Here is a 13,063-nt window from a genome sequence, read left to right as displayed (position 1 = left end):
TGTTTTAAAAAAATATAAAAAAACTGTACCTTTACACCCCCGCTGCGAAGCGCTAAATATTAAAATATGGCATTTAAAAATCCACGGAACAGTCGTGACGACAAGTCCGGCAAATCATCCGGCAGGCCCGCGAAGGGCGACGGCGCAAAAAGAACCACCACATCTTCGGCCCGTGGTAAGTTCGGTACAGACAAACCCGGTACCGACAGGCCCAAAAGAAGCTACAACAGCGACCCATCAGAAAACAGATCATTTTCACGCAAACCATCAGGCACAGGCTACGGCCCCGGCGATAAACCCGCGCGCAAATTTGGCAGCGATGCAGCCGGCGATAAAAAATCGTTTGGCGATAAAAAGCCATTCGGCACAGGCCGCAAACCTTATGGCGACCGCGACAGCAAGCCCGCCTTTGGCGACCGCCCGAAACGTGCTTATGGCAATAATACCGATGGTGATAAAAAGCCATTTGGCGCAGGCCGCAAACCATTTGGCGACCGCGACAGCAAACCCGCCTTTGGCGACCGCCCAAAGCGTGCCTATAACAGTGATGCCCCGGCAGATAGAAAAACCGGCGGCTTTAAAAAGCGCGAAGGCGATAACGTAAACGAAACGCCATTCCGCAAGCGCCCTGAAAGCAGCTACGCGCAACGCCGCGAACGCCAGCAGGAAGAAGCTCCTGAACGCATAATGCGCAGCCGCAATAAAAAGGCCGATAAACCTGCAGATGACGGCCTGATCCGCTTGAACCGCTATATCTCTAACGCCGGGATCTGCTCGCGCCGCAAGGCCGATGAATTGATCGTGGCCGGTGTGGTATCGGTAAATGGCGAGGTGATCAGCGAACTGGGCTTTAAAGTAAACCCGCAAAAGGATGTGATCCGTTATAACGGCGAGACCCTGAAGCGCGAGAAAATGGTTTACGTATTGCTGAACAAGCCGAAGGATTATATCACAACTACCGACGACCCGCAGGAGCGCCGCACCGTAATGCACCTGGTTGAAAAAGCCAGCCGCGAGCGTATTTACCCTGTTGGCCGCCTTGACCGTAATACTACCGGCCTGTTATTAATGACTAACGACGGCGACCTGGCCGATAAGTTATCGCATCCGCGTAACAGCGTGGTGAAGCTGTACCAGGTTGAACTGAATAAAGCCTTAACCCAGGGCGACCTGAACAAAATAGGCTTTGGCCTTGAACTGGAAGACGGTTTTATTAAACCCGATATGGTAGCCTACGTAACCGGCGGCACCAAACGTGAAGTAGGGATCCAAATACACAGCGGCAAAAACCGTATCGTACGCCGCATTTTCGAATCGCTGGGTTACGAGGTGGTAAAGCTCGACCGCACCATCTACGCTAACCTTACCAAAAAAGACCTGCCACGCGGCCGCTGGCGCTTTTTAGAGGAAGAAGAGATTATCCAACTGAAGCATTTGATAAAATAATTTGAAGCCGCCCTTTTTCGAGGGCGGCTTTTTTATTAGTTCCCTCCCCTGGAAGAGTAATAGCCCATGATTTGACAGTTCCCTCCTTGGGGAGGGGTGCGGAAGAGCTGCGTAGTGGCAGGGAGGGGTTTAGGCATGAGTAATATGGTAGAAACCCCTCCCTACACCCTCCCCATGGGAAGGAATCGCGCTATGCCCGCCGCCCATGGGAGCCGATACTAAATCGGCGCTTTGTAACAAAAATAATATACAATTAATATCCGTTCTAAATTAAATTTTTAGCTTGCGGCGCAGGCGCAACAGGCATTTCTATACCGACATTTGCCTGTACTTCAACCTCAAAACTAATACGTTATGAACGTCGAGATCCTGGCCCGCATCCAATTCGCCTTCACCATCGCCTTCCATTATATCTATCCGCCGCTAAGCATTGGCCTTGGCCTCATTATGGTAGTGATGGAGGGCCTGTTCTTAAAAACCGGCAAGAAGATATACGAGCGCATGACCCGCTTTTACGTACGCATCTTCGCCCTGATATTTGGCATCGGCGTGGCTACCGGCATTGTAATGGAGTTTGAGTTCGGTACCAATTGGGCTGTGTATTCAAAATATGTGGGCGATGTGTTCGGCAGCGCGCTGGCGGCCGAGGGCATCTTCGCTTTCGCGCTGGAGTCGGGCTTTCTTGGCGTACTGCTTTTTGGGTGGAGCAAGGTAAAACCCTGGGTGCATTTCCTCTCTACCGTTATGGTGACCTTAGGGTCGATGTTCTCGGCTATTTGGATCGTAGTGGCCAACTCCTGGCAGCAAACACCGGCCGGCTACCACATTGTAGGCAGCGGACTGGATGCCCGCGCGCAAATCACCGATTTTTGGGCCATGGTGTTCAACCCCTCATCGGTACAGCGCATTACGCATGTTTGGCTGGGTGCTTTCCTTTCGGGCGCTTTCCTGGTGCTCAGCATTAGTGCCTACTATATCCGTAAGAAACGGCATGTAGAATTTTCGCGCAAATCGTTAAAGATATCGCTGGCGGTAGCTACCGTTTGTGCCTTGCTGCAACTGGTGGCAGGGCACCAGTCGGCCGATGTGGTAGCGCGTTACCAGCCTGCTAAACTGGCCGCTTTAGAGGGGCATTACGATGGCACGAAAGCCGCCGATATGTACCTGTTCGGCTATGTGGACCAAAAGAACAATCAAACCCATGGGGTATCCATCCCGGGCGGGTTAAGCTTTTTGACACAAGGCGATTTTAAAAAACCAGTTGCCGGCCTCAATAACTTTAAACCCGAGGACCGGCCCAAAGCGGTAAATTTTGTTTTCCAGACCTATCACCTGATGGTGGCCATCGGTATGTTTATGATCGCCTTAACTTTATATAGCTGCTTTTTATGGTGGCGGGGCAAACTGTTCGATAAAAAATGGTTGATGTATATTTTTTCGTTCTCGGTACTGTTGCCGCAGATAGCCAACCAGGTAGGCTGGTACAGCGCCGAGGTAGGCCGCCAGCCATGGGTGGTGTATGGCTTGCTGCGCACATCAAAGGCGCTGTCGCAGGCGGTATCGGCGGGTAACATTATCTTTTCGCTGATATTATTTACCTGGGTATATTTGGTATTGTTCGGCCTGTTTATTTATGTGTTGAATAAGAAGATAAAGCACGGACCGTATGATGACGAGAATTTGGATCATAGTCCGCGGCATATTGAGATGGCGGATAGTTTGGGGTGATGTCCTTCCGTAAAAGCGTAGGGGATGTGCGATTCCCTCCCACGGGAAGGGTGCAGGGAGGGGTTTATAAGGTACCACATCGTGGCTAAACCCCTCCCTGCCACTGCACAGGCAGCCGCATCCCTCCCAAAGGAGGGAACTGGAAAAAATGTGCGCTGATAACCGTAGCGATGGGTTTTAAACCCATCACTACATGGAGACAAGCAATAGTGGTGATACGCTGGCTGATAGCATGGCCGGCGTTGACTCACCCGGTCGTTGCTTCGCCCGACCACCCTCTCTTGCCTTTGGCAAAAGAGGGAATAGTGATCGTAGCGATGGGTTTCAAACCCATCGCTACGATCCTGCCCTTCTTTCCGCGCAGCGAAAAGAGGGCCGACAGGCGAAGCCTCGTCGGGGTGAGTAAGGAAGTTAGCAGAGCCGCCACCCGAGTTAGGGATAGCAGCGGATACCGGCCCTGTGGATAAGGCCTGCAGGCGTATGAGCGGATAGCCCGGGCCGAAGGTAACGCAATAAAAAAAGCGTGTCATCGCGAGTCGCTTCTATCAGCGACGTGGCGATCCCCGGCATAAAGAGCGGCTTTGCATATCGGGGATCGCCACGCTATCGCCCGCGATGGCGTATTGAAGAATGATTAGAATAAATTTATGGCAACATTATTCGGTATCGATTATCAAACCTGGTGGTTCCTGCTGATAGGGGCTGTGTTTACCGGGTACATTATTTTGGATGGGTTTGATTTGGGGGCCGGTGCGCTGCACCTGTTCTTTAATAAAGAGACCAGCCGGCGCATTGTGCTGAATGCTATTGGCCCGGTTTGGGATGGCAACGAAGTATGGATCGTAATTGGCGGCGGGGCGCTGTTCGCGGGTTTCCCGGTGGTTTATGCTTCGCTGCTGTCGGCGTTTTATGTGCCTTTTATTTTGTTTTTGCTGGGGATCATCTTCAGGGCGATCTCTATCGAGTTTAGGAGCAAGGAGCCGATGCTGTGGTGGAAACGTATGTGGGATATCTGTTATACCTGTAGCAGTTCGCTCATCGCCTTTTTGCTGGGGCTGATATTGGGCAATGTGATACAAGGCATTAACATTGGCCCCGACCATGTTTTTAGGGGCAGTTTTATGGAGTTTTTAAATCCCTACGCTATTATGATGGGCATCACTACCCTGGCCCTGCTGATGATGCACGGCGCCATTTACCTGGTGATGAAAACCGAGGACCGCATTTACACCAAGCTGACCATTATGGTGAAGAACACCACCATCTTCTTTGTGATCATGATCCTGCTTACCTCGTTCTATACCCTGCTGTACCTGCCGCACATGGCCACGGTGATACGCCGTTTCCCCGAGTTATTTGTGATACCGGTGATGATGGTGCTGGCCATTGCCAACATTACCCGGCAGATCACCAAACGCAAATACCTGTTCGCGTTCATCTCATCGTCGGTAACCATTAGTTTGCTGATGGTGCTGGTGGCTATCGAATTGTATCCTAATATGCTGCTCAGCAAGATCTCGCCGGCTAATCACTTAACCGTATACAATTCCTCATCGTCTGAAAAGACCCTTGGCATTATGCTGCTGATGGCGGCTATTGGCGTTCCGATGGTAGTAGGCTACACCACCTTTGTGTTTATGACCTTTAAGGGGAAAGTGAAACTGGATGAGATGAGTTATTGATTAGTCCGAAAGTCGGGAAAGACAGGAAGTCCGGAAGATTCGTATTCGTCATAGCGAGGAGTGTAACGACGTGGCTATCCCCGATTGGCAGATCAACCTTGTAGAACCGTTCTGCATGCCGGGATAACCACGCTATCGCTCGCTATGACGAACTTCCTATTCTTACCCGCGCCCATAACGTACACACCCCCGCCAACGCCGTAAGTACCGCAGGCACCGGGAAGAAGTAGATATACTCGGTTACCGCCATAGCCAGCAATAACGCCGTTAAAGGCGCCAGCAGGCGGATGCATAACTTATTCGCTGTTTCGTTAGACAGCAGCCAGAGCAGCACGCTGATAAACAGCAGCACAAATATCATGGTGATGCCGTACCCGCTGAAGAACGCGCCTAAGGTTACCGACTTGCCCGAAAAATCAAAATGCGTGCTTTGCATGGCGCCGATCACCGCCGCCATGGCCGCATTTGGCGCTTGAGTCCAGGTAAGGGCGCCAACGCTGTGTCCCAGGGTGTGCAGCAGCATTAATATGGCTGCAATGCGCAGTAATAATTTAGGTTTCATAAATTGTTTTTGTAAAGGTTTAATCGTTATCCGGCTGTGCCCATAGCTATAGGGAGCCATGCGCATCAGGGTCGTTAAATCAAATTTAGGATAAAATACTGAAACTCAATAGCGTCATCACCCGCAAAAATTCGGGTTGCAGGGGCGCTTCAATAATTACCGTTTCGCCTGTTACCGGGTGCGTGAACGATTGCCGGCTGGCATGCAGCAGCATTGTGGTCATTTCCCAGCGCTCCTTCCAAAAACGGTTTTGCTTGTTGCAGCCGTGGGTACGGTCGCCGATGATGGGGTGAAATATGTGAGCGAAATGCTTGCGCAACTGATGCATGCGGCCGGTAGTGGGCGTGGCTTCCACCAGCGAGTAGCGCGAGCTGGGATGATTACCTAATGGAATAGGTAAGTCGGCACGTTGCAGGGTGGTGTAGTCGGTATGGGCATCCTGCATCATGCCGTTCTCCTTACGCAGGGGATAGTCGATGGATTCGGTGTCGGGCGTATGCCCGCGAACGATGGCCAGGTAGGTTTTGGCTACCTGCCCCTCCATAAACTGCTTGTGCATGGCTATCTCGGTCTCTTTATCCAGTGCGAAGAGTAGCACGCCGCCGGTTTTACGATCCAGCCGGTGTACGGGGGTTACCCATTTGCCAATCTGGTCGCGCAGTTTTTGGACGGCAAACTCTTCCACATCAGCAGCAATGGGCGAGCGGTGTACCAATAGTCCGTGCGGTTTATTGATGGCGATGAGGTGTTCGTCGTGGTATAGGATATCGAGCATGCTGGGCAAAGGTAGTAAATAGCCCCCTAACCCCCTAATGGGGAAACTGATGTGCAGATAAGACGTTTGTTATTGCTAGGAGCGAAGCATGGCCTGAGGCGATGGGGCGACATGGCAATAGCGAACTATGCATGCGGGCTCTGCCAATTCGCGATCGCTCCGCATTTGCAGCGACAGGTGTAACGATCTATAGGAAACATCTGATATCAAATTCCCCCTTAGCGGGTGATGACAGCGCACCGGGCTATCGGTACCTTTAACCAAACGCAAAGATTAACGATCAATCTAAATATCATGAAAAAGCTAACCACGCATTTTGTTGGCCTATTCCTGCTTTTTGCGGGGATACAGGTAAGTGCCCAAACCGCGCCAGCCCCAAGCCCATGCCGTAATAACCCGCTAAACCGCCAGTTTGATTATTGGGTGGGCGAATGGGATGTATACGCCACTGGCACCACCACTTTGGTAGGCCATAGCCTGGTGCAGGATGTTTCGGGCGGATGCGCGATACTGGAAAACTGGACCGCTACCAACGGGCAGGGCGATGGCAAAAGCCTCAATTATATCGATGCTGCCAGCCATAAATGGAAGCAAACCTGGGTAGGCTCGGGCGGCAAGGTGCAGGATTTTGTGAACGGCGAATACAAGGATGGTGCCATGCACTTCAGTGCCGAAATTGTTAACCCGAAAGGCCAGAAGCTACAAGCCCGCTTTATATTTTACAATCAGGGCGCCGATAAGGTGCGCCAATACTATGAAACATCTGCCGATGAAGGCAAAACGTGGAATAGTGTTTACGATTTTACCTATATCCGGAAGAAGGCCTGACCATGATTTTTAGGATTTACAGGATAACAGGATGCTAATCAAATCCTGTTATCCCGTAATCTGTTTAATCCCGGTTCAGACAAAAAACCTCCGTGTCCTCCGTGCTTCTCCCTCTGTGGCCTCTGTGGTTAAATCATCCCAAAGTTTACTAAAAACCACTCCCCTCCAAAACCCGTAAATCGGTTTAAACAAATTGCGAATAATTGCATTAAGCATACAGCCATTCGCATTTCAACCGAACTATGTGGTACGATAAACTAATAGAACAAAACAAGGTCCCCGATTTTTTATTGCGACAAGGCATCCGCAAGCTGTTGCGCCAGCGCTTAGCCGACGAAGACAAGGGTGGCGTTGAAGCGCAACAAGCCCACCTGATGGCACTGATAGCCGAACTAAAGGCATCGCCCATTGCGGTAAATACCACAGAAGCCAACGAGCAGCATTACGAGGTGCCTACACAATTTTATCGATATTGCCTGGGTAAAAACCTCAAGTATTCATCAGGCTATTGGAAGGATGGGGTTACCGATATCGATACCAGCGAGAATGACATGCTGGACCTTACCTGTCAGCGTGCTGAATTGGCGGATGGCCAGCAAGTGCTGGAATTGGGTTGCGGTTGGGGATCATTATCGCTTTATATGGCGGCCAAATTTCCAGGCAGTACCTTTAAAGTGGTTTCCAACTCGCGCACGCAAAAGCAATATATTGATGAGCAGGCGCAACAGTGGGGTATTACAAACCTCACGGTGATCACCGCTGATATGAACACTTTCATTATCGATGATAAATTTGACCGGGTGGTATCGGTAGAGATGTTTGAGCACATGCGTAACTACCGGTTGCTGCTGGCTAAGGTGGCATCCTTCCTGAAGGCGGACGGTAAGCTGTGGATCCATATTTTTACACATAAGGAATATGCTTATAAATTCGAAGTAGTTGACGATACCGACTGGATGAGTAAATACTTCTTCACAGGGGGGATTATGCCCAGCGACGACCTGATGTTTTACTTTAACGATGACCTGGTGGTTGAAAAGCACTGGCATGTAAGCGGCACCCACTACGCCAAAACATCCGAAGCCTGGCTTAAAAATATGGATATGCATAAGGCCGAAATTATGCCGTTATTTGAACAGACTTACGGCAAGCACCAGGCGGTGAAGTGGTGGGTATATTGGCGCCTGTTCTATATGGCCTGCGCCGAGTTATGGAATTTTAATAAGGGTAACGAGTGGCTGGTGAGCCATTATTTGTTCACGAAAACTAAATAATTCAACAACCCGTCATCCTGAGCGATAGCGAAGGATCCCCGGTAAGCAGAGCGGAAACGCATAGCTTGGGATCCTTCGCTATCGCTCAGGATGACGATTGAAAAAAACCCCAATGCCACGCCTCATACTCATCATCATCTTCTTCTTTATCTCGCTGCTGGGGGTATGCAAAGCGCCTGCGTATTACCTGTGGCTGCTGGCCATTGTAGTTACAGAATACCCGTTGATATTTGCCGGCATCAGTACCATATTAACAGCCTGGGGCTTTTGGGCAGGTCGTTACCAAATGGCGGGGACGGTGATCGGGGTCATCAGCATTTTGCTTTACCTGTCGCCCATTATCAGGGCGCAATTATTAAGCGAAGATTTGCGCGAGGGAATGTCGGCATCGTTTACAGGCAATGGTACGCCGCCTGTTTTCCCGGGAAGAAAGGTGTTTAGCTTTGGGAAGCTGTTTACAGGTGTACCGGCGGTTGGGTACCAAACCAGGACTTACGCGAAGTATGCTGATGTGGAGTTGACACTCGATTATTATGCCCCTCCTAAATCCTCCCCGAGGGGAAGAACTTCAGAAGCATCCCGTTTTGGCTCCTCCCTTTCAGGGAGGCCGGGAGGGGTATGTGTTATCGTCATCCACGGCGGTTCCTGGAGCAGTGGCGATAGCAAGCAGTTGCCCGAATTAAATTATTATTTGGCCGGCAGGGGCTACAACGTGGCGGCCATTAACTACCGCATGGCACCGAAATATCAAACACCGGCACCTGTTGAGGATGTGAAGCAGGCCTTAGACTATCTAACCAAACACGCGGAAGAATTGCACATCGATACCAGCAAATTTGTACTGCTTGGCCGTTCTGCCGGGGCGCAGATAGCCTTGCTGGCCGCCTACACCCTGCACGATAAGCGCATAAAAGGTGTCGTAGATTTCTACGGCCCGGCGGATATGGTTTGGGGCTACTCGGTGCCATCCAACCCACTCATTATGGATTCGCGCAAGGTGATGGAAAATTATATCGGTTGCACCTATCAGCAGGGGCAGGCTAAATATGTAGCTTGCTCGCCGCTGGAGTTTGCGGATACCGCGGCTGTCCCCACGCTGATTATCCATGGCGATAACGATGTGCTGGTATCGCCGGAGCATAGCCGCCGCCTGAACCTGAAATTGCAGCAACACAATATCCGCCATTATTGGTTAAAGTTGCCATGGGCCACCCACGGGTTCGATTATAACCTGAACGGCCCGGGCGGTCAGCTATCAACCTTTGCGGTAGAGACGTTTTTGAATACGATAACGCAGTAATGTGCAGATGTGCGTATATGCAGATGTGCAAATAATCTTGTCATTGCGAGGAGCGAAGCAGGCCTGAGGCGATGGGGCGACGTGGCAACCGCGAACTATAAAAGCTGGCTCCGCCAATTCGCGATTGCGTAATAGCCGGAATGACATTTTGAAAAAGCGTTTTTAAATAGCATGAATAAATCCGAAATAGAACATCCGAAATCCGAAATAAACTCCCCATTTAGGGGGTTGGGGGGCCGCGCCGCCATCATCGGCACGGGCATAGCCGGCATGGGTTGCGGGCACTTCCTGCATCAACACACCGACCTGACCTTTTACGAGCAGAACGATTATGTGGGCGGCCATACCAATACCGTTACGGTTGACGAGAATGGCACGCCGGTTTATATCGATACCGGCTTTATGGTGTTCAACTATAAAACCTATTCCAATCTGTGCATGCTGTTTGCCGAAATAGAAGCCCCGGTAAAAAAGACCGACATGTCTTTCAGCGTGCAGCATGTGCCCAGCGGTCTGGAATATAGCGGCAGCAGTGTGAACCACCTGTTCGCGCAGCGGAAGAATATCTTCAGCCCAAAGTATATTAAAATGCTGATGCAGATTGCCCGCTTTAATAAGGAGAGCGTAAAGATCCTGGGCGATCCTAAGTATGCCGACTATTCCATCGGGCAGTACATTCGCGAGTTTAATTTTGGCGAGGAGATGCTGTGGAAATACCTGGTGCCCATGAGTTCGGCCGTATGGAGCACCCCGATGGAGCAAATGCTGGATTTCCCGGCAGTAACACTGATCCGCTTCTTTTTAAATCACGGCTTTTTAGGTTTGGATACCCAGCACCAATGGTACACGCTGGAGAAGGGCAGCCAGGCCTACCGCGAGATCCTGATTCGCCCTTTTCGGGATAAGATACAGGTTAACCGCAAGGCCGTTAAGATCTCGCGCCGTACAGATGGCAGGGCCGTTGTCCACGCGTCGGATGGCACACAGGAAGTGTTTGACAAGGTGATCATTGCCACGCATGGCGATCAGGCGCTGGAAATGCTTAATAACCCTACGGCTGATGAACAACGCCTGTTAAGTAACTTTAAATACCAATACAACAAAGCGGTGTTACATACCGACGACAGCATTATGCCCAAAACCAAACTGGCCTGGGCCAGCTGGAACTATCGCATCCAGCAGGATAACGGCCAGTTAACGCCAAGCACCATCTACTGGATGAACCAATTGCAGGGGGTATCCGAACATAAAAACTACTTTGTATCCATTAATCCGCACCCGGGGCTGGACGAGCGGAAGATCATTAAGGAGCTGGATTACGAACATCCATTGTTTGATGTGCCAGCCATAATCGCCCAGGCCGAACTACAGAAGCTAAACCAAACCGGCCCGCTATATTTTTGCGGCAGTTATTTTAAGTACGGCTTTCACGAGGATGCCTTTGCCAGCGCGGTACAACTATGCTCGCAGCTGCTGGGTAAGCAACTGTACGATGGACCGGCGGCAGAGCCGCCAGTAGGAGTTTAACTATTATAGCAGGTTTGCAAAAGACTTTTTATAAAAATAACCAGTCATGCCGAACTTGTTTCGGCACCCCACTTGCATAGTTAAGCACTGCATTCCGGACCTGTGTGATGGGGTGCTGAAACAAGTTCAGCATGACATGTATGTGTTTCCGCTGAAGCCTCACCCTGCCCTCTCCAGCGGAGAGGGTTCCAAAGTTTCCCCCTTTGGGGGAGATTTAGAGGGGGCTTTCATCTGCATGTCATAAAAACCATTAGAGGCCGCCGGGATTATATTACTCAGCATGACATTTATTATTGCCATTTACCATCGGAGGCTCATTGTTTTAAACTCAGCATGACAAATTAACCACTCAATACGCCAGCTCCTCGCAACCGATGCCCGCCTTTTGCAAAGCGGTTTCCACGTAGCGCGGCGATAGGTCGCTGGCTACAATACGCAGGATATTGTCGCAATCCTCCAGGTCAAAATTCCACTGCTGAATAGTGGGGAACAAGGTTAGCAAGGTACTTACTTTACTAACCTTGCGTTTAGTGGTTACGTTGGTTTTAAAAACTAATACATTCATGGCGATGTTGGTTTTTATGGTATATCGTTCGGGCGTGCCCAAATTGGACAAGCGGCGGTTTTTTTAGTTATTTGGTGGCATTGAGAAAGCACTGGACTTGCGCGATTCCCTCCCCTGGGAGGGTGCAGGGAGGGGTTTAGCCCCGATGTTGTATCGTATAAACCCCTCCCTGCCAACGCAATCCTCACCTCACCCCTCCCAAGGGAGGGAATTGTTACTTTGAGGTTAACGCTTTATTCCTTCGGCTCCGCCGTGCCCTCCTGCTTATCCTGCTCTACATCCCACTCACGGTCGAACGGGTGGCGCATGCCGGGGTTACGGTCGCGCCAGTGGCACATGCGGTCGCCCATTTTTTGTTTAAATTTTTCGCGTTGCTCGGGGCTCATGTGCTTAAACTTTTCTTCCATTTTATGGCGCATCCAGGGGCCACCATCTCGTCCGCCAAAACCGCGGCCACCTTTGCCGAACCCAAATAATATCTTGCATAAAATAAATATGCCCATGGCCTGCCAAAATGTAATGACCGTAACGTGTAGTATGCCGGGCAGCAGGCAATTCCATAACTGCATCACCACAAAGCTGATGAGCGACAGGAAGGCGGCAACTGCCAGCGGAATAAATATAAATCGCCCTCTATAAAATACTTGTTTCATTTTCTTAATGTTTTTAATATTGTGTTATCTCTTCATATAATTGCTTCAGCCGCTCCCTTAAATGCAGCACCGCGTAGCGCTTACGCGATACCAGGGTTTGTTCGTTAACGCCGGTTTGTTCGGCTATCACCTTAAAGGGGATGTCATCCAGTTCGTGCCAGATGAAAACCTGCTTCTGTTCCTCCGGCAGTTCGTCAAGCGCCAGTAGTAACTGGTCCCAAAACAGGTTGCGCATGTATTCTGTCTCAGGTGTTTTGGCCTCGGTAAGCAAAATGGCTCGGAAACCGGTATCCTCGTCATCTTCGCCTTCCTCATCGTCTAAAAACAGGTCGTCCAGTAAGGTCTCCGACCGCTTGCGGTATTTATCGGTGATCTTGTTGGTGGCTACCCGGTATAGCCACGCGCCTGTTTGCTCGATAGGCCCGGTATTCACCACCGAACTGAACTGGTACCAAACATCCTGCAGGATATCTTCAGCATCGGCATCGGTTTTTACCCTGCGGCGGATAAAAGACAGCAGGCTTTTACCATAAGCCGTAACGGCTTTAAGGATAGTGCTGTTTTTTTCGTCGGGCATCAGGGTAGCTGTTGTCAATTATATTGTTGTTTAAAGATAAGGACGGATGGGATTGGAAAACATTTTAAAACATTTGAAAATTTTTTGAGGGGGCACGAATTATCCTAAAACCCGAATAGAATTAACCGAATTTCACGAATGGATTA

At 50.3% G+C, this 13,063-nt stretch carries 12 protein-coding genes; 7 read left to right on the top strand and 5 right to left on the bottom strand.

The features are described 5' to 3' along the window. Positions 1–66: 66 nt before the first annotated feature. The 3 genes from HQ865_RS22090 to cydB all read left to right on the top strand — a co-directional run bounded on the left by HQ865_RS22090 (position 67) and on the right by cydB (position 4,856). Positions 67–1,446, top strand: coding sequence for a pseudouridine synthase (locus HQ865_RS22090; RefSeq protein ID WP_173416985.1), 1,380 nt, complete (start codon positions 67–69; stop codon positions 1,444–1,446). A gap of 354 nt (positions 1,447–1,800) precedes the next feature. After that, complete coding sequence (locus tag HQ865_RS22085) at positions 1,801–3,174, top strand: cytochrome ubiquinol oxidase subunit I (protein ID WP_173416984.1); 1,374 nt, start codon at positions 1,801–1,803, stop codon at positions 3,172–3,174. Positions 3,175–3,821: 647 nt separating this feature from the next. Continuing rightward, on the top strand, positions 3,822–4,856 hold the full coding sequence (gene cydB / locus HQ865_RS22080; protein WP_173416983.1) for a cytochrome d ubiquinol oxidase subunit II: 1,035 nt from the start codon (positions 3,822–3,824) through the stop codon (positions 4,854–4,856). A 142-nt stretch (positions 4,857–4,998) separates the two neighbouring features. Here cydB and HQ865_RS22075 read toward each other — a convergent pair whose 3' ends face one another. After that, the gene (locus HQ865_RS22075; protein WP_173416982.1) at positions 4,999–5,418 is read right to left on the bottom strand and encodes an LIC_13387 family protein; all 420 of its coding nucleotides are present in this window, start codon (positions 5,416–5,418) and stop codon (positions 4,999–5,001) included. Positions 5,419–5,503: 85 nt separating this feature from the next. Then, positions 5,504–6,193 carry a pseudouridine synthase gene (locus tag HQ865_RS22070; RefSeq protein WP_173416981.1) on the bottom strand — a complete coding sequence of 230 codons (690 nt, stop codon included), beginning with the start codon at positions 6,191–6,193 and terminating at the stop codon, positions 5,504–5,506. Positions 6,194–6,487: 294 nt separating this feature from the next. On the opposite strand from HQ865_RS22070, the gene HQ865_RS22065 reads away from it, so the two are divergent. The 4 genes from HQ865_RS22065 to HQ865_RS22050 all read left to right on the top strand — a co-directional run bounded on the left by HQ865_RS22065 (position 6,488) and on the right by HQ865_RS22050 (position 11,122). Further along, complete coding sequence (locus HQ865_RS22065) at positions 6,488–7,021, top strand: hypothetical protein (protein ID WP_173416980.1); 534 nt, start codon at positions 6,488–6,490, stop codon at positions 7,019–7,021. 242 nt (positions 7,022–7,263) lie between these two features. Next, positions 7,264–8,295, top strand: coding sequence for an SAM-dependent methyltransferase (locus HQ865_RS22060; RefSeq protein ID WP_173416979.1), 1,032 nt, complete (start codon positions 7,264–7,266; stop codon positions 8,293–8,295). A gap of 112 nt (positions 8,296–8,407) precedes the next feature. Beyond that, complete coding sequence (locus tag HQ865_RS22055) at positions 8,408–9,595, top strand: alpha/beta hydrolase (RefSeq protein ID WP_173416978.1); 1,188 nt, start codon at positions 8,408–8,410, stop codon at positions 9,593–9,595. 171 nt (positions 9,596–9,766) lie between these two features. Next, entirely contained in the window at positions 9,767–11,122 is a 1,356-nt protein-coding gene (locus HQ865_RS22050) for an NAD(P)/FAD-dependent oxidoreductase (RefSeq protein ID WP_173416977.1), read from the top strand. A 349-nt stretch (positions 11,123–11,471) separates the two neighbouring features. Here the strand turns inward: HQ865_RS22050 and HQ865_RS22045 are convergent, their stop codons facing one another. The 3 genes from HQ865_RS22045 to HQ865_RS22035 all read right to left on the bottom strand — a co-directional run bounded on the left by HQ865_RS22045 (position 11,472) and on the right by HQ865_RS22035 (position 12,935). Next, positions 11,472–11,687, bottom strand: coding sequence for a hypothetical protein (locus HQ865_RS22045; protein WP_173416976.1), 216 nt, complete (start codon positions 11,685–11,687; stop codon positions 11,472–11,474). Between the two features lie 233 nt (positions 11,688–11,920). Continuing rightward, positions 11,921–12,340: a hypothetical protein gene (locus HQ865_RS22040; protein WP_173416975.1), complete on the bottom strand. Its 420-nt coding sequence runs from the start codon at positions 12,338–12,340 to the stop codon at positions 11,921–11,923. 13 nt (positions 12,341–12,353) lie between these two features. Next, positions 12,354–12,935 (bottom strand): RNA polymerase sigma factor, encoded by a 582-nt coding sequence (locus tag HQ865_RS22035; RefSeq protein WP_237073544.1) that lies wholly within the window; start codon positions 12,933–12,935, stop codon positions 12,354–12,356. Positions 12,936–13,063: the final 128 nt, after the last annotated feature.

Source organism: Mucilaginibacter mali (assembly GCF_013283875.1).
Classification (GTDB): Bacteria; Bacteroidota; Bacteroidia; order Sphingobacteriales; family Sphingobacteriaceae; genus Mucilaginibacter; species Mucilaginibacter mali.
The sequence above is the reverse complement of the archived record's forward strand: the minus strand, read 5'-3'. Positions and strand labels throughout refer to the sequence as shown.

Excerpts from the sequence above, each read along its gene's own strand:
- HQ865_RS22050 (WP_173416977.1), top strand. The coding sequence starts at position 9,767 with ATGAATAAATCCGAAATAGAACATCCGAAATCCGAAATAAACTCCCCA.
- HQ865_RS22045 (WP_173416976.1), bottom strand. The coding sequence starts at position 11,687 with ATGAATGTATTAGTTTTTAAAACCAACGTAACCACTAAACGCAAGGTT.
- HQ865_RS22070 (WP_173416981.1), bottom strand. The coding sequence starts at position 6,193 with ATGCTCGATATCCTATACCACGACGAACACCTCATCGCCATCAATAAA.
- HQ865_RS22040 (WP_173416975.1), bottom strand. The coding sequence starts at position 12,340 with ATGAAACAAGTATTTTATAGAGGGCGATTTATATTTATTCCGCTGGCA.
- HQ865_RS22060 (WP_173416979.1), top strand. The coding sequence starts at position 7,264 with ATGTGGTACGATAAACTAATAGAACAAAACAAGGTCCCCGATTTTTTA.
- HQ865_RS22055 (WP_173416978.1), top strand. The coding sequence starts at position 8,408 with ATGCCACGCCTCATACTCATCATCATCTTCTTCTTTATCTCGCTGCTG.
- cydB (WP_173416983.1), top strand. The coding sequence starts at position 3,822 with ATGGCAACATTATTCGGTATCGATTATCAAACCTGGTGGTTCCTGCTG.
- HQ865_RS22075 (WP_173416982.1), bottom strand. The coding sequence starts at position 5,418 with ATGAAACCTAAATTATTACTGCGCATTGCAGCCATATTAATGCTGCTG.
- HQ865_RS22090 (WP_173416985.1), top strand. The coding sequence starts at position 67 with ATGGCATTTAAAAATCCACGGAACAGTCGTGACGACAAGTCCGGCAAA.
- HQ865_RS22065 (WP_173416980.1), top strand. The coding sequence starts at position 6,488 with ATGAAAAAGCTAACCACGCATTTTGTTGGCCTATTCCTGCTTTTTGCG.
- HQ865_RS22085 (WP_173416984.1), top strand. The coding sequence starts at position 1,801 with ATGAACGTCGAGATCCTGGCCCGCATCCAATTCGCCTTCACCATCGCC.